We start from the raw sequence: 17,046 nt of genomic DNA, 5'->3' as shown, positions 1-17,046 counted from the left end.
AGATGCAATACCGCTCGACGTATAGCTTGCGCATATCGCATGCCGCCCGCTTGTGCACCCTAAGCACGATACCCGCGATGCCCGGACAAACGTGGATCATTCGTCTGACCATCGGCTCCGCTTTCGACGGCCCTGTCGTAACATTCCTGAAATTATCGCGCCGGATAATCGATAATTTGCAGGATTGCCGGTTTTGTATTGCCTGCAGGGACGAGTCAACGCGGTCAATACGCCCAACCAAACGGAGCTTCCCATGATTTCGCAGGATAAACAGCGCCGCTTCGAAGAAGACCTGATTGACAGCTACGACGAAGAACTCGAGATGGAAGTCGACGACCGTATCCTCGATGGCGACAGCGCGCTTTCCGCCGAAGCACGCGAGCAGCGCAAGATCTACTTTCGCGAACTGTTCCGCCTGCAAGGTGAACTCGTCAAGCTGCAGGACTGGGTTGTCGCCAGCGGCCACCGGCTCGTGGTGATCTTTGAAGGACGCGACGCCGCCGGCAAGGGTGGCGCAATCAAGCGCATCACGCAGCGGCTGAATCCACGGGTTTGCCGGGTCGCTGCCTTGCCCGCACCGAACAATCGCGAACGCACGCAATGGTATTTCCAGCGTTATGTCTCGCATCTACCGGCGGGCGGCGAGATCGTGCTGTTCGACCGCAGCTGGTACAACCGGGCGGGCGTGGAACGCGTGATGAATTTCTGTACCGATGCCGAGTACGAAGAGTTCTTTCGCTCAGTGCCGGAATTCGAAAAGATGCTGGCGCGCAGCGGCGTGCAGATCCTGAAGTACTGGTTCTCGATCACGGATGACGAACAGGAAGTCCGCTTTCAGGCGCGCATTCAAGATCCGTTGAAGCAGTGGAAACTAAGTCCGATGGACCTGGAAAGCCGTCGTCGCTGGGAAGCCTATACGCACGCGAAGGAAGTGATGCTGGCGCGTTCGCATATTCCCGAAGCGCCGTGGTGGGTCGTGCAAGCCGTGGACAAGAAACGCGCTCGGCTCAACTGCATTCACCATTTGCTGAGCCAGGTGCCGTATCACGAGATCGATCATCCCACGATCGAGTTGCCTGACCGCGTCTTTAACGACGATTACCTGCGGCAGCCCGTGCCCGAAAGCATTATCGTGCCGGAAATATATTGATTGATGAAGGGTTTAGCAGTGGCAAGTCTTGTCATGCATGGCATGGACCTGCGGCGGTTGGACATCGCTACGATCGGCTTGATCGTGGCGATGCCTGAAGACCGCTTGAAACATGTATTGCGAACTCTTCATGACCACGACGAACGTCACTTGCATCAGGTTGAAATCGAGCGTCACCATCAGGCGCATCAAGACCAACAACGGTAGTACGACGGCGGGTCGGTAGAGTTGTCGTTCGATTAAAGCTCTCATGACGGCTCCCGTATCCATAGTTTTATTCTACGGACCGGGAGCCCCCGGATAAACCCTCTGTTATCGAAGACACTTGTCGCGCGTATTGAACAATCGCGCTAACGGTGCTGCGATTCACGCTTAACGTGACGCTACGCTCGCATCTGACGCGGACGCAACCGGTGCGGCAGGTGCAGCCGGCATGTCTCCCCAGCCACCGCCCAGCGCACGGATCAGGTTCACTGTCGACGTCGCCTGCACGCCTGCCAGTTGAACCGCTGTGCGCTGCGACTGGAGCACGGTACGCTGTGCATCGATCACGTCAAGATACGTCACCGCCCCCTCCTTGTATTGCGACTGCGAGAGCTGAGCTGCCCGGTTCGACGCATTCACCGCTTCAGCTTGCGTGCGCGTCTGGTCCTGCAGGATGCGCAGGTCCGAGAGGTTGTCCTCTACTTCCTGGAACGCCACCAGCACCTGCTGCCGGTAATTCGCGACATCCTCTTCATAGATCGCGCGTGCGTTCGCGAGATTGCCCTTGCGCCGGCCGCCATCGAAGATCGGCAAATTGAGCGCCGTGCCCGCGAACGGTCCTAGCAGGAACGTACGGCTCGACCAGTTGAAGAGATCGCCCAGCGTCGCCGATTCGAAGCCGCCCGAACCCGTTATGTTGAGCGACGGGAAAAACGCCGCCTTCGCCACCCCGATGCGCGAATTCGCCGCTGCCATTGCACGTTCGGCCGCCGAGATATCCGGCCGGCGTTCGAGCAGCGATGAAGGCAAGCCCGGCGGAATCTTGATATCGACCGGCGTCAGCGGGTTAGCCGCCATCGAGAACTGCGACGCTGCCTTACCGAGCAGCACTGCAAGACTATGCTCGGATGCAGCACGCAAGCGCTGCACCGTCATGGCGTCGGACTTGGCCGTAGCAAGTTCTGACCTTGCCTGTGCTACGTCCAGCTCGCTGATCTCACCTTCGTTAAAGCGGTTTTGCACCAGCTTCAAAGCCTGCTCGCGCAGCGTCACGGTCCGCGCGAAGACATCGCTTTCCGAATCGAGCTCACGCAGGTTGAAGTAGTTCTGCGCCACGTCCGCCTGCAACGCGAGTTGCACGGACCGGAACAGCGCTTCGCTTTGCTCGGTGTCGGCGTTCGCCGCCTTCACCGAGTCCGACACGCGGCCGAACAGATCCACTTCATACGACGCACTGCCCTCTGCACGCCACAAAGTCTGTGCCGGTACATTCCCGTTAGCGGGAAGGAACTGCGACGCCGGCGAGAGCTTCTCGCGCGTCGGACCAAAGCCTGCATCCAGTGTCGGGAACAAGCCTGCCCGCGCGGTCTGGTTGATCGCCCGTGATTCCTTCACGCGCGCGGCCGCTGCCTTCAGGTTCTGGTTCGCCTCGAGCGCCTGATGCTCCAGGTCGTTGAGCGTGGGATCGTTGAAGACCGTCCACCATTCGCCGCGCAGCACCTGTTCCGACGGCTGCGCCGTCTTCCACATGCCCTGTTCAGAGGGCGCCAACGCCGTTTCCTGCGGTGTTTCCTTGAAGGCTGCCGGCGCGCTTACGTCGGGCTTCGTGTAGGTCGGTGCGAGCGAGCAGCCCGCGACGACCAGCAACGATCCAAGTAACGCCGACAACCCCAGCCATCGCTTCGTATTCAACGTTTTCATTTCAATCTCTCTCATGCTTCAACTGAAGCATTGACACCGCGCATGTGCGGATTGTGGCCATGCTTGTCGACGAGATGTTCGCCGCCAGCCAGCTTTCTCAACAGCACATAAAACACCGGCGTGAGCATCAAGCCGAACAGCGTCACCCCTAGCATGCCGAAGAACACCGCCACGCCCATTGCATGGCGCATTTCCGAACCCGCACCCGACGACAGCACCAGCGGCACCACGCCCATGATGAAAGCAATCGACGTCATCAGGATCGGCCGCAGACGCAAGCGGCTCGCTTCGATTGCCGCTTCCACGATGGAGCGTCCCTGCATTTCCAGCTCGCGCGCAAACTCCACGATCAGGATGGCGTTCTTCGCCGACAGCCCCACGAGCACCATCAAGCCGATCTGCGTAAAGATGTTGTTGTCGCCCTTCGTGAGCCACACGCCGACCAGCGCCGAGAGAATACTCATGGGCACGATCAGGATCACGGCGAGCGGCAGCGTCAGGCTTTCATACAACGCAGCCAGCACGAGGAACACAAGCAGCACGCTGATCGGGAACACCCACAACGCGGCATTGCCCGCGAGGATCTGCTGATACGTCAAATCGGTCCATTCGAACTTGATGCCGCGCGGCAACGTTTCAGCCGCGATGCGTTCCACTGCTGCCTGCGCCTGACCCGACGAATAACCCGGAGCCGGACCACCGTTGATATCGGCAGAGGTGTAGCCGTTGTAGCGCACCACCATCTCGGGACCATAGGTCGGCGTCACCTTCACGAGCGACGACAACGGCACCATCTCGCCATTTGCGTTACGCGTCTTGAGCAGACCGATGTCTTCCGAACTCGAACGGAACGGCGCATCCGCCTGCACCCGGACCTGATACACACGGCCGAAGCGGTTGAAGTCGTTCACATACAGCGAGCCGAGATACACCTGCATCGTGCTGAATACATCGGTGACGGAGACACCCAGTTGCTTCGCTTTCACCCGGTCCAGATCCACGTTCAGTTGCGGCACGTTGATCTGATAGCTCGAGAACGTCGGACCGAGTTCAGGCGTCTGGGATGCACGCTTGATAAACGCTTGAGTCGCGTCGTTCAATGCGGCGTAGCCCAGCGCGCCACGGTCTTCCAGTTGCAGCTTGAAGCCTCCCAGCGTCCCGAGTCCAAGCACGGGCGGCGGCGGGAACACAGCAATGAACGAACCCTTGATTGCCGCATATTTCTGGTTCAGCGAGCCCGCTATGGCGCCTGCGGAAAGTGCTGCGCCCTTACGCTCGCCGAACGGCTTGAGCGTCACGAACACAATGCCCGCGCTCGACGAATTCGTGAAACCGTTCACCGACAAACCCGGAAACTCCACCGCGCTTTGAACGCCCGGCGTCTTTCTCGCGATGTCCGTCATCTGGCGAATGACCGCCTCGGTACGATCGAGCGACGCGCCGTTAGGCAACTGCGCAAAGCTGATCAAATACTCCTTGTCCTGCGCCGGCACGAAACCGCCGGGCACGACCTTGCTCATCAGCACGGCGCCGCACAGCAGCACGATATACACGCCCATCATCAGCGCCTTGCGGTTGATGACGCCCGTTACGCCCTTGCCGTAGTTTTCCGAACCACGCTTGAAGACCTTGTTGAACTGGCGGAAGAAACCACCGAACACACGGTCCATGCCGCGCGTCAGCCAGTCCTTCGGTTCGTTATGGCCCTTCAGCAGCAAAGCAGCCAGCGCCGGCGACAAGGTGAGCGAATTGAACGCCGAGATCACCGTCGAAATGGCGATGGTCATCGCAAACTGTTTATAGAACTGACCCGTCAAACCGGACATGAACGCGAGCGGCACAAACACGGCAGTCAGCGTCAAGGCAATGGCGATAATCGGCCCGCTCACTTCTCGCATGGCCTGATAGGTCGCCTCTCGCGCCGATAACCCCGCCTCGATGTTCCGTTCAACGTTCTCCACCACCACGATCGCATCGTCCACCACGATCCCGATTGCCAGCACCATTCCGAACAATGACAACGCGTTGATCGAGAAGCCGAAAGCCAGCAGCAGCGAGAACGTACCGATGATCGACACCGGCACGGCCAGCAGCGGAATAATCGATGCGCGCCAGGTTTGCAGGAACACGATCACCACCAGCACGACCAGCGCGATAGCTTCGATCAGCGTATGGATCACTGCTTCAATACTTGAACGCACGAACTGCGTCGGGTCATAGACGATTTCATAATCGACGCCCGCCGGCATGTCCGCCTTCAGTTCCTTCATGGTCTGGCGGACCTGATCGGAAATTTGCAGCGAGTTCGCACCCGGTTGCTGGTTGATCGCCATCGCGACCGCCGACTTGTTGTCGAGCAGCGAACGCAAGCCATATTCCGATGCCGCCAACTCGACCCGCGCCACATCGCTCAGATGCGTAACTGCGCCGTCGGGCGACGTCTTGAGCACGATGTCCCGGAATTCCGCTTCGGTCTGCAAACGGCCTTGCGCATTCACGTTCAGTTGCAACGGCACGTTCGACGATGTCGGCGATGCACCGATCACGCCCGCCGCCACCTGCACGTTCTGCTCGCGGATTGCGTTGACTACGTCGGTCGCCGTCATGCCACGCTGGGCGACCTTTTGCGGATCGAGCCAGATGCGCATGGAGTAATCGCCCGAGCCCCACAGCTGAACCTGCCCCACGCCCTGGATCCGCTCAAGCCGGTCCTTCACGTTGATCAGCGCATAGTTGCGCAGATACGTCATGTCGTAGCGGTCATTGGGCGAATTCAAGTGAACCACCATGGTGAGCGTCGGCGACGACTTGATCGTCGTCACACCAAGTCGCGTCACGTCTTCCGGCAGGCGCGGCAGCGCTTGCGCCACGCGGTTCTGCACGAGCTCCTGCGCCTTGTCCGGGTCCGTGCCGAGCTTGAACGTCACCGTGATGTTCAGGTTGCCGTCGCTGTTGGCTTGCGACTGCATGTACAGCATGTCTTCCACGCCGTTGATCTGCTCTTCCAGCGGCGACGCCACCGTTTCGGCGATCACCTTCGGATTGGCACCCGGATACTGCGCATGGACGACCACGGACGGCGGCACGACTTCCGGATATTCGGAGATCGGCAGCTTGAACATGGCGATGATGCCCGCCAGCAGGATGAGCACCGACATCACACCCGCAAAGATCGGGCGGTCGATGAAAAACTTGGAAATGTTCATGACGTTTTCTTTATGTGCATGAGAGGCTGCGCGCGCGTGAGCACCGGCCGGTTCGTCCTGTCAGGAACGAACCCGCCACGTGCCACGCACACAAGGAGCCGCTGTTAAGCGCTTATAAACCCGTCTTGCAAAGCGCGTCTTATGAAGCGTCTTTGGCCGGCAACGCATTCGCCATTGCTACGGAATTGGCCTTCACCACATCGTTCGGACGTACGCGCTGCAGACCGTTCACCACGATCCGCTCGCCTGGCTGCAGGCCCTTCACAATTACGCGCATCCCTTCGCTCAAGGTGCCGAGCGTGACTTCGCGGTATTGCACGCGGCTGTCCGCGTCGACCACCATCACGAACTTCTTGTCCTGGTCGGTGCCAATCGCGGCATCGTCGATCAGCACAGCCGGATGCGGCGTGCCTCCGCCAACCTTGATGCGTGCATAGAGGCCCGGCACCAGCGAACCGTCGGCGTTATCGAAACGTGCCCGCACGCGGATCGTGCCCGAGCCCGTATCGAGTTGATTGTCGACGGACGCAACCTTGCCTTCGCGCGAGAAACCATCTTCGTTCGCGAGGCCGAGCGAGACCGGCACGCTGGCACGCGAGTCGCGGCTCAGGTAGCGCAGGTAGGTTTGTTCGTCGACATCGAACGAAGCGTAGATGGGCGACACCGACACCAGCGTGGTCAGCAGCGGCGCGCTGGAACCCGTCGACACGATGTTGCCGACCGTCATTTCCGCACGCGATACGCGGCCCGACACCGGCGCGGTGATCTGCGTGTATGTCAGGTTGATCTTCGCCGTCTCGAGCGCCGCTTGCGCAGCCTTCAGGTTCGCCGCCGCTTCGTGCGACGCGTTTTGCTTCTCGTCATAGTCACGCTTGGCGATGGCGTTATCCGCCAGCAAGCGCTCCGCGCGCGCGGCATCGGTCGACGTATAACCATTGCGAGCCTGCGCTGCCGCGAGTTGCGCAGCCGCTTGATCGACTGCCGCCACGTACGGCCGCGGGTCGATGGTGAAGAGCGCATCGCCCTTCTTCACCAATGCGCCATCGGCAAAATGCACCGCGACGATAGTTCCCGGCACAAGCGGACGGATCTCGACCTTGTCGACCGCTTCCAGGCGGCCCGAATAGTTCTGGTAGTCGGTGATGGTCTTCGAGACCACCGTGGCGACATCCACTTCCATGGCCGGCGCCGACGGTTTGACGGCGGCTTCAGCACCGTTCACCGGCAGATCGCCGCGGCCGAAACCATGCATGGCAGTGAATGTTCCGATGCCTGCGACGACCAGCGCGGCGCCTAGCGCGACGGTAAGACGTTTGCGAGTGATGGACATGCGTTGCTCCGATTAAGTCGTTGAGATTGTTTGAATTTTTTGGGTGTCGCGAAGCGCCGCAACCGGCGCGGCCGTCTGCACACGAAGCCGTTTCTTGAAGAACGCGACCACGTCGGCAATGGCCGCCGGGTCCGCTGCAAGCGCGTTATGCGATGCATTGACGTGCCGCGTGACTTCCGTTGGCACGCCTGCCGCAATCAGCTCACCCGCATATTTCTCTGCTTCGATATGCAGCAGGTCATGCTGGGCGCTTGCGATCAGCGCCGGCGGCAGACCGGCAAGACGCCGCGATTCCAGCGGTGCTGCATACGGATGAAGCCGTTGTGATGCGTTCGGCAGATAGGCGCGATAACACTGCGCGCACTCCGTCATGCAAATATCCGGCGAGCGCACTTTGTTCTCATCGGCCATGCGCGTCATGCTTGGGTCCAGCAACGGCGCGAGCAGCGCTTGCGCCAGGATCACGATGTCGCCGCGATCCCGCGCGATGGCCGCCAGACAGGTAGCGAGGTTGCCGCCTGCGTCGTGCCCCGCGACCCCGAGGCGGTTTGCATCGGCTCGTTGTGCACGAGCGTTCGCTATGGCCCATTGCGCCGCCCGATAGGCATCTTCGGGCGCGGCAGGAAACGGGAAAGCCGGCGCCAGTGAATAGCCCACCGAGATGACCCACGCCGCTGTATCCCGTGCAATGGTGCTAGCCGTGACGTCGGCATCATCCAGCGTGCCGCGCACAAAGCCGCCGCCGTGAAAATAAAGCACGACCGGGAGGACGGTGCCGTCCGAGGCGGGGCGATAACTGCGCAAGGTTATGGGTTGCGCATGTCCCGCGATTCGAACATCCTCTATGCAGAGGCCCAGATCCAGCGTCGATGCCATGGTTATTTTCAGCGCGTCCGCGCCATCCCACCCGAGTTGCGATGGAACGAATTCTGGGGGCAACGACATTTGAAATAAATGCCTATAATCCGGCAACACAATTCGGTCGCACCGAACAATCGCGATTGAAACTGCCCATTCCTGTCTGAGCGGCATCCTTATTCCTGGAGCCGCAAAGCATTGACGGTGAGAGAAAAATGGACCGGCTACAAGCTATGCAGGTGTTTACAAGAGTCGTCGACACCAATAGTTTTTCACGCGCAGCGGACACGCTGGACATGCCGCGCGCCTCGGTGACAACGATTATTCAGAACCTCGAAGCGTTCCTGAACGTGCGTCTCCTGCAACGCACGACACGGCGCCTGAACCTCACGCCGGACGGTGCTGCGTATTACGAGCGCTGCGTGCGGATCCTCGCGGACATTGAGGAGACCGAGAGTTCGTTCGCCAATACCGGCAAGGGTCCGCGCGGTAAATTGCGCATCGATATGCCGGGTTCTATTGGGCGCATGATCGTCATGCCGCAGCTTTGTGAATTCCACAACCGTTATCCGGATATCGAGTTGATGATCGGTTTCGGCGACAAACCGGTCGACCTCATTCAGGAAGGCGTGGATTGTGTCATTCGCGTGGGAACGCTGCAGGATTCGAGTCTGGTGGCGCGGCGGATTGGCGTGTTTCAGGGCCTGACCGCGGCAAGTCCGGAATATCTCGAACTGCATGGCGTGCCGCATACCATCGACGATTTGCAGCAGCACACGGCCGTGAATTATTTCTCCAGCCGCACCGGTCGCGTGATGGATATGGATTTTGTTGTGGATGGGAAGTCCATCGACGTGAAAATGCGCGGGAAGATCGCCGTGAACGACGCCGAGGCTTATATTGCGTGCGGCGTCAAAGGTGTGGGAATCGTGCAGATACCCCGCTTCATGGCGCTTCCGCATTTGCGCTCCGGCGAATTGATTGAAGTGCTGCCGCAGTGGAAGCCGTTGCCCATGCCGATTTCGGTGGTTTATCCGCATAACCGGCATTTGTCGCCGAAGGTGCGGGTTTTTGTCGACTGGGCCGCTGAGTTGTTTGAACGGTGTCCGTTGCTTTCCGGGCAGGAAGATGCCGAGCAACGGTGTCTGCCGACTGCCACGCCGGCGAAGGCTATCGTCAAGCATGGGACGCCGGATGTTGCCGGCACCGCTGAGGTGGTGGTTTAGGGAGGCGTGGGCGGGGGCAATGCCGGGTTGCACGGGTTCTGGGGTTAGCAGTTCTGGGGCAATGCCGGGTTGCACGGTTCTGGGGTTAGCAGTTCTGGGGCAATGCCGGGTTGCTGCTGCTTAGCATAGTGGTTTGCTTAGGTTGGCTAATCTCTTTATCACTATTAGCCACTGTGCGTGGCGGCACGTCATTTCTTTGTCCAAAGCGACAAAGAAACGAAGCAAAGAAAACGCTTTCACCGCTCTACCCTAAGTGTCCACAGCGTGCAGTTCCATTTCATGGGTGCCCCAAAAGCACGGTGCTCGCAAGAGCGGAGGATGTGTGAACCCCTCCTTCTCGCGAATCCTGACAGTAAAACGCTGCGCCCCGTACGCTCTCGGGCAAGCACCCGTGCCATAGAAACCCGCACAGCCTCACGCGTATTTGCCGCTGTGGTGCTTCGCGGGTTAGCTATCAGTTCGCATTGTTATTTGCCGGGTTATGCCTTAAGCATTCTGCAGATCCATTTCTGGGTGGTTTAAAAAATGGTTCGACATGCATACAAATTTGGAGATTGGTTTTCCGCGGATAGCGCGGGGTACTCCTTGGGCAGGTTCAGTCGCTAGTGCTAGCCCGAGAGCGTACGGGGCGAAGCGTTTTACTGTCAGGATTCGCGAGAAAGAGGGTTTCACACATCCTCCGCTCTGGCGAGCACCGTGCTTTTGGGGCACCAATGAATAGAAACTGCACGCTGTGGACACTTAGGGTAGAGCTGTTAAAAGCGCTTTCTTTGCTTCGTTTCTTTGTCGCTTTGGACAAAGAAATGACGCGCCGCCACGCGCAGTGGCTAATAGAGCGAAAAAGATCAGCTAACACTAAATGCGCGAAGACCTAAAAAGCAGCAACCCGGCAATGAACCAGACCGCCACCCCCGGAACCTAGCATTGACCCCGACCGCCACCGCCCCCCCGAAAGTCCACCGGCGCGAGCGAAAACCACCTTCCCGAGTAAGGGCTTAAGCCCCCTCCGCCATTACTGGTTTAGTCGCAAAAGCCCTTCCTATAAGGGATTTTGCGATTATTCGCGTACCGCGATTAATCAATTCGCTTAACGATCATTTATCCGCAGCGCTCACTTGATTACATTTCGTTCTGTCGCAGCGCGGCTCGTCGATTAGCGTTATTGCTCAGACTCATTGCCTACATCAAGGCCCGCTGCCCCGCTATCAGTCCGATAGCATCGACCACGTTCGGTGCCTATCGAAATGAACCGACAGGAGCAGCACGCATGAAAACCGCAATCGCAACTCTCTCGCTTACCGCTATCTCAGCCATCGTTTCCACAACCGCATTCGCTGACGGCGGCATTGGCCACGCAGGCACGTATCAAACAGCCGTAGCCACCCAAAGCACCATGACACGCGCGCAAGTCCGCGCCGAATTGGCCGCATCCTACGCAAACGGCACCCTGCCCGCGCTGAATCGCAATACCTACCCCGAGCGCAGCATGGCCGGGATCGCAATTGCCGAGCAGCACGAACAACGTGCACGCGACGCAGCAGCCGCGGAACAACGCAACCGTGGAATCGTAGAATTCGCAAACGGTTCGGTGACGCAAAGCGGCAACGCTCACGTCCAGTAAACCAAGGAGCCCATCATGAATGAATCAGCACCCCTTGAAGACTTCTCCGCGCTAGACGACTGGCTTCCGGAAGCAGCGCAATGGCAACCGTATCGCCCGCAAACAACGCACACGCGCCAGGCAATGGAATGGGCGGATTCGGCGGCAGGTTGAACGGGTCAGAGTGTGGTAGGCGCGAAACTTCAGCTCCGCGCCACAGCTAATGATGTGAGCGGCCGATCGCGGTAGAAGCGATCAGCCGCTTTTGTTTCAACCACACGCCCCTATTTCGCCACACGCAGTACAGAAGTCGCAACCGTCCCTGCGGATCATTGCATTCGCACCACATGTCGGGCACTTGCGGCCAGGAATGGGCAACAACGCGTGCGGATTGGCGGCATCCACGTTGTCTTCCACGACTGCAGTGATGTCGTCATCGCTCGACTCAAGCGGCGCCGATTCAAGACCCGCCTGCGCGCTCTCATGCCGGCGCTGCGCCAATACGCGCGACGGGACCTGACCGCCCTCGATATCGAGGAAACCGCGTCGATGCAAGATCTGCTGGATCGCATACGCAAGCGCCGCGACCTCCGAATCGTGCCAGCGCGGTGCCTTGTGCCCGCCGGGACGTTCAACGTCGCCCAGCCGCACCTGTCCGCGATCCCACGATACCTTGCGCATATCCTGCAGATTGCGCGCGACAAAACCACCCCGCGCCGCCAGTGACAACGACCGCATGGTCGCCGTGATCCATTGCTGCGATTCGTCGCGCTGACCCGTCGGAATGAAGAACTCGATAGGCCGCTCGATGGTGACATCTTCGCCACCCAGCCGCCCGGTAATCTCCATGAACGACACCGCCACGTAAAGCGACTTCTTGCCGGCCTGCGTGAGGTACTCCACCTTCTCGATGATCGCCGGCAACTCGCCGCGCGGACGATGATCGATCGCAATGCGCAACGGGTCCAGTTGAACCTCAGCATCTGCCGCGTCTGAAGGATCGGATGCCGCGACCGCGGGCGCTTCCGGCGTCACCGACAACACCGCCCCCAGCGTATCGTTCGGCCGGTAGGTGGCCAACCCTTTCAGGCCCCGATGCCACGCGTCGAAGTAAAGGTCCTTGAACTTATCGAATGGATAATCGGCGGGCACATTGACCGTCTTTGAAATGGAGGTATCGACGAAAGGCTGCACCGACGCCATCATTTCCAGATGATCGTTCGCGGACATATCGAGTGCGCTTACGAAGTAATCAGGCAACGCCTTCACGTCACCACCCAGCTCGCGATACAAGCGGTACGCGTAGTCTTCCACCGTGAACGATTGCCGGCTGCCGTCGGCCATGCGCTTGGTCCGCTGATAAGTCCACGAGAACGCCGGTTCGATACCGTTCGACGCGTTGTCGGCAAACGCCAGGCTCACGGTGCCGGTCGGCGCAATGGAAAGCAGGTGGCTGTTGCGAATGCCGTCGCGATGAATCTCCGCCTTGATGTCATCCGGCAAACGCGACGCAAAAGTGCCTGTTTCAAGGTATTTTTCTGCATCGAACAAGGGGAACGCACCGCGCTCGCGAGCCAGTTCAACCGACGCGCGATACGCTTCGTCGCGCATGGTCCGCGCCACACGTGTCGCAAAGTCGCGGCCTTCCGGCGAGTTGTAGCGCACGCCGAGCATGACGAGCGTGTCGCCAAGACCGGTGAAACCTACACCTATGCGCCGCTTCGCCTGCGCTTCCCGATCCTGCTCGGGTAGCGGCCAGAGCGTGACGTCGAGCACATCGTCAAGAAAACGAACCTGCGTGCGCGTGCTTTTCGCCAAACCATCCCAGTCGAATACCGGTGTTCCTCCATGACGCTGCGCGAACGGCTCACGCACCAACCGCGTCAGGTTCAACGGTCCAAGGTTGCAGCAGCCATACGCAGGCAACGGTTGCTCGCCGCAGGGGTTCGTCGCGCGGATTGTCTCCACGGCGCGCAAGTTGTTGTCGTCGTTCATGCGCGACACGAACACCACCCCCGGCTCCGCGACGTCATAGGTCGAGCGCATGATGGTGTCCCACACCTCCCGCGCCCGCACTTCCCGATAGACCCACACGCCATCGTCACGCTGCCGTGCATCGGCCGATGCCTTGAACGCAGGCGACGGTTCCGCGCGATGCACGAGTTGCCACGGGGCATCGTCGGCCACGGCCTGCATGAATTCATCGGTCACCGCCACCGATACATTGAAGTTATTCCAGCGCCCTTTCACATGCTTTGCCGCGATAAATTCAAGCAAGTCAGGATGCGAGCAATCCAGGATGCCCATCTGCGCGCCGCGCCGCGACCCGGCGCTTTCAACGGTCCGGCATGACGCGTCGAACACATCCATGTAACTGCACGGCCCCGACGCCGACGATCCCGTGGAATGCACGCGTGCGCCCTTCGGACGGATCGCGGAAAAGTTGTAACCCACGCCGCCACCGCGCCGCATGGTTTCGGCGGCCTGCAGCAAGGCCACGTAGATGCCCGGCAAACCGTCCTCGTCGACGCCCTGGATGGCGTCGCCCACCGGTTGCACGAAGCAGTTGATGAGCGTTGCCTGGATACCCGTGCCGGCGGCGCTCATGATCCGGCCTGCCCCCAGCGCGCCACGCTGGAAATTCTCGAAAAAATCGTTCTCGACCTGCTTGCGCCGCGCCTCGGGTTCGGCGAGCGCTACGCCTCGTGCGACCCGCCGGTAAATATCGTCGATGCGCGTTTCGTCACCCTTCGCGTACTTTTCCAGCATGACGTCGATGGAAAACTGCTGCGGTGAAACGGTAATCTTCAAGTCGTCTTCAGCCATGTCCTGTCCTCATGTCCAGCGGTTTGTTGCGTTGCACCGGAATGGTTGGAGCGCACCTCGTCGGCGGCACTCCGTCCAAATTACACCTTTCGGAGTAGTCCCGCCGGAGGAGCGACTTGGAGTCGCGCCCTCCTAACGGCGAATGGGCGGCATAGGCCGCAGTTCCTAATCTTGCAGTCGATTCTTCACTAAACGCAAATTTAATCGACAGGCAAGCACCATGACTGCCGCACGCAAATCGCAAGCCACCTCAGTCGGCCATGACGCATCAACCGCGGACCCGCGCGCCTGGCGCGTGCTGTGGTCGAGCACCTTCGCGTTCACCATCTGCTTCGCGATCTGGATGATGTTCGCGATTCTCGGCATTCCGCTGAAGACTCAACTAGGTCTCTCCGATACGGAATTCGGCCTGATCGCCGCCACCCCGGTTCTGTCGGGCTCCCTCGCCCGTGTCCCGCTCGGCATTTGCACTGACCGCTTCGGCGGACGCATCGTCTTTTTCCTCACGATGCTCGCTACCGTCATCCCCATCTGGATGCTCACCTACGCCACGCAGTTCTGGCAATTCATTGCGCTGGGGCTGCTTGTAGGCCTCGCCGGCGCGAGCTTTTCGGTCGGTACACCGTATGTGGCACGCTGGTTCCCCAAGGACCGCCAAGGCTTGGCCATGGGCATCTTCGGTGCAGGCAATTCGGGGGCTGCACTCACCAAATTCGTCGCACCCGTGTTGATCGTGACGGCCGGTACGTGGATGATCGTGCCGAAGGTCTACGCCATCGCCATGCTTGTCACGGCCATTCTCTTCTGGATGACATCGGCAACGAATCCCGCCCATCGCATTGCCAATCCGCCGAGCTTCGCGAGCCAGCTGGCTGTGATGAAAGACCGCCGCGCATGGCGCTATTCGCAGTATTACTCGGTTGTGTTCGGAGGCTATGTTGGATTAGCGCTGTGGCTGCCGCATTACTACGTCAATCATTATGGATTCCATATTGAACAGGCCGCACTGCTGGCCGCATGCTTCTCGCTGCCGGGCGGTGTTCTTCGTGCTTTTGGCGGATGGCTGTCCGATCGCTACGGCGCGAAGAAAACAACGTGGGTCGTCATGTGGACCGTGCTGACGTGCTTCTTCTTTTTAAGCTATCCCGACACCGGTTTCACCGTGCAGTCGAGCTACGGTCCGATCGGCTTCAACATTGCGCTCTCGCCCACTGTGTTTACGGTCCTGATGTTTACCGTCGGCATTGCAATGGCGATCGGCAAAGCGTCCGTCTTCAAGTTTGTCTCCGATGACTACACCGGCAACATTGGCGCGGTATCCGGCGTGGTCGGCCTCGCGGGCGGTCTGGCCGGCTTCGCCCTACCCATTCTTTTCGGACTGCTCGCCGACCTGACCGGCGTGAGCAGCACCTGTTTCATGCTGCTGTTCGGCGCTACCGCCGTCAGCCTCATCTGGATGACCTTCTCCTTCCGCTCGCATGGCGACTCTGCCGTGCCGCTTGCCCGCGTCTAATTTAACCATCCAACCCATAAAAACATGTCCGACTATCTCCTCAAAAAATGGGAACCGGAAGATCCGGCTTTCTGGAAAACACGCGGCTCGGCCATTGCCAATCGCAACCTCTGGATCTCGATCCCGGCGCTGATGCTCGCCTTCGCGGTGTGGTCGTTATGGAGCGTCGTTGTCGTCAACCTCGACAAAGGCGGATTCCACTTCACGAAGAACGAGTTGTTCTGGTTGACCGCGTTGCCCGCATTATCGGGCGCCACGCTGCGGATCTTCTATTCCTTTCTCGTGCCGATCTTCGGCGGCCGCCGCTTCACCGCGTTCTCCACGGCCACGCTGCTGATTCCGGCAGTCGGCATGGGCTTCGCATTGCGTGATCCATCAACGGGCTATGGCACGCTGCTGGTGCTCGCGTTGCTGTGCGGATTTGGCGGCGCGAACTTCAGTTCATCGATGGCGAATATCAGCTTCTTCTTTCCCAAAGCACAGAAAGGATTAGCCACGGGATTGAACGCCGGCATTGGCAACCTGGGTGTGTCGCTCGTGCAGTTCGTGACGCCCCTCGTGATCGCCACGGCCGCGTTCGCTTCGTTCGCGGGCGATGGCCAGACCTTCGTCGCGAACGGTGCCGAACGCGGCATATGGCTGCAGAACGCGGGCTTCATCTGGGTGCCGTTTATCGTGGCGGCGTCGGTGGCGGCTTGGTTCGGCATGAACGACATCGCCGATGCGAAAGCTTCGTTCGCTGAACAGGCCGTGATCTTCAAGCGTAAGCACAACTGGTTGATGTGCTGGCTTTATATCGGCACGTTCGGTTCGTTTATTGGCTTCTCTGCGGGTTTTGCTTTGCTGACCAAAGCGCAATTTCCGTCGATCAACCCTACCGCCTACGCATTTCTTGGGCCGCTCGCTGGCGCGCTGACACGTCCGATCGGCGGATGGATCTCCGACCATCTTGGTGGCGCGCGCGTCACGCTCTGGACCTTCATCGGCATGATCGCCGCCGTGTTCGGAGTGATCTCGTTCATGCCGGACGCCGGCGCGGCGGGCAACTTCACCGGCTTTCTCGCGATGTTCATCGTGCTCTTCATGCTGACCGGAATTGGCAACGGTTCGACCTTCCGCATGATCCCCGTGATCTTCATGACCGAGCATCAGCGCCGCGCCAACGGCCTCGACGAAGCCGCGCAACGCCAGGCCCTGCACAACGCCGGCAAGGAGTCCGCTGCGGTACTCGGCTTCTCCGCTGCTATCGGCGCGTATGGCGGCTTCTTCATCCCGAAGACCTTCGGCACCGCGCTCGACATGACGGGCTCCGCTATTCCCGCGCTCTACGTCTTTATCGCCTTCTACGTGACGTGCGTCGCCATCACGTGGTTCTGCTACGCACGCCGCAACGCGAGCATGCCTTGCTGACGCACCCTATTCGACACAGGAC

General features: G+C 59.8%; 12 protein-coding genes. 6 read left to right on the top strand and 6 right to left on the bottom strand.

Features of this window, described 5'->3' with window-relative positions; translation table 11 throughout:
- The first annotated feature begins 253 nt into the window (after positions 1–253).
- On the top strand, positions 254–1,150 hold the full coding sequence (gene ppk2 / locus ACSQ83_RS11430) for a polyphosphate kinase 2 (protein ID WP_414952694.1): 897 nt from the start codon (positions 254–256) through the stop codon (positions 1,148–1,150).
- A gap of 12 nt (positions 1,151–1,162) precedes the next feature.
- Here the strand turns inward: ppk2 and ACSQ83_RS11425 are convergent, their stop codons facing one another.
- From ACSQ83_RS11425 to ACSQ83_RS11405, 5 genes are all read right to left on the bottom strand, one after another.
- On the bottom strand, positions 1,163–1,402 hold the full coding sequence (locus tag ACSQ83_RS11425) for a hypothetical protein (protein WP_436228192.1): 240 nt from the start codon (positions 1,400–1,402) through the stop codon (positions 1,163–1,165).
- Positions 1,403–1,522: 120 nt separating this feature from the next.
- Positions 1,523–3,055, bottom strand: a complete 1,533-nt coding sequence (locus tag ACSQ83_RS11420) for an efflux transporter outer membrane subunit (RefSeq protein ID WP_436228191.1) — start codon at positions 3,053–3,055, stop codon at positions 1,523–1,525.
- 11 nt (positions 3,056–3,066) lie between these two features.
- Positions 3,067–6,261, bottom strand: a complete 3,195-nt coding sequence (locus tag ACSQ83_RS11415; protein WP_436228190.1) for an efflux RND transporter permease subunit — start codon at positions 6,259–6,261, stop codon at positions 3,067–3,069.
- A gap of 139 nt (positions 6,262–6,400) precedes the next feature.
- Positions 6,401–7,591, bottom strand: coding sequence for an efflux RND transporter periplasmic adaptor subunit (locus ACSQ83_RS11410; RefSeq protein WP_414952699.1), 1,191 nt, complete (start codon positions 7,589–7,591; stop codon positions 6,401–6,403).
- A 12-nt stretch (positions 7,592–7,603) separates the two neighbouring features.
- Complete coding sequence (locus ACSQ83_RS11405) at positions 7,604–8,467, bottom strand: alpha/beta hydrolase fold domain-containing protein (protein ID WP_414952760.1); 864 nt, start codon at positions 8,465–8,467, stop codon at positions 7,604–7,606.
- 197 nt (positions 8,468–8,664) lie between these two features.
- Between ACSQ83_RS11405 and ACSQ83_RS11400 the strand changes: the two genes are divergently transcribed.
- From ACSQ83_RS11400 to ACSQ83_RS11390, 3 genes are all read left to right on the top strand, one after another.
- Positions 8,665–9,675 carry a LysR family transcriptional regulator gene (locus tag ACSQ83_RS11400; protein WP_414952700.1) on the top strand — a complete coding sequence of 337 codons (1,011 nt, stop codon included), beginning with the start codon at positions 8,665–8,667 and terminating at the stop codon, positions 9,673–9,675.
- A 1,267-nt stretch (positions 9,676–10,942) separates the two neighbouring features.
- Positions 10,943–11,296 carry a DUF4148 domain-containing protein gene (locus ACSQ83_RS11395; RefSeq protein WP_299711551.1) on the top strand — a complete coding sequence of 118 codons (354 nt, stop codon included), beginning with the start codon at positions 10,943–10,945 and terminating at the stop codon, positions 11,294–11,296.
- Between the two features lie 15 nt (positions 11,297–11,311).
- Positions 11,312–11,449 carry a hypothetical protein gene (locus ACSQ83_RS11390; RefSeq protein WP_414952701.1) on the top strand — a complete coding sequence of 46 codons (138 nt, stop codon included), beginning with the start codon at positions 11,312–11,314 and terminating at the stop codon, positions 11,447–11,449.
- Between the two features lie 96 nt (positions 11,450–11,545).
- Here the strand turns inward: ACSQ83_RS11390 and ACSQ83_RS11385 are convergent, their stop codons facing one another.
- Positions 11,546–14,101: an adenosylcobalamin-dependent ribonucleoside-diphosphate reductase gene (locus tag ACSQ83_RS11385; protein WP_436228189.1), complete on the bottom strand. Its 2,556-nt coding sequence runs from the start codon at positions 14,099–14,101 to the stop codon at positions 11,546–11,548.
- Between the two features lie 220 nt (positions 14,102–14,321).
- On the opposite strand from ACSQ83_RS11385, the gene ACSQ83_RS11380 reads away from it, so the two are divergent.
- Positions 14,322–15,614, top strand: coding sequence for an MFS transporter (locus ACSQ83_RS11380; RefSeq protein ID WP_436228188.1), 1,293 nt, complete (start codon positions 14,322–14,324; stop codon positions 15,612–15,614).
- A 24-nt stretch (positions 15,615–15,638) separates the two neighbouring features.
- A complete protein-coding gene (locus tag ACSQ83_RS11375) occupies positions 15,639–17,024 on the top strand; it encodes a NarK family nitrate/nitrite MFS transporter (RefSeq protein WP_436228187.1) in 1,386 nt (461 codons plus the stop codon).
- Positions 17,025–17,046 lie beyond the last annotated feature (22 nt).

It is taken from the genome of Caballeronia sp. LjRoot29 (genome assembly GCF_964252755.1).
GTDB lineage: Bacteria > Pseudomonadota > Gammaproteobacteria > Burkholderiales > Burkholderiaceae > Caballeronia.
The sequence above is the reverse complement of the archived record's forward strand: the minus strand, read 5'-3'. Positions and strand labels throughout refer to the sequence as shown.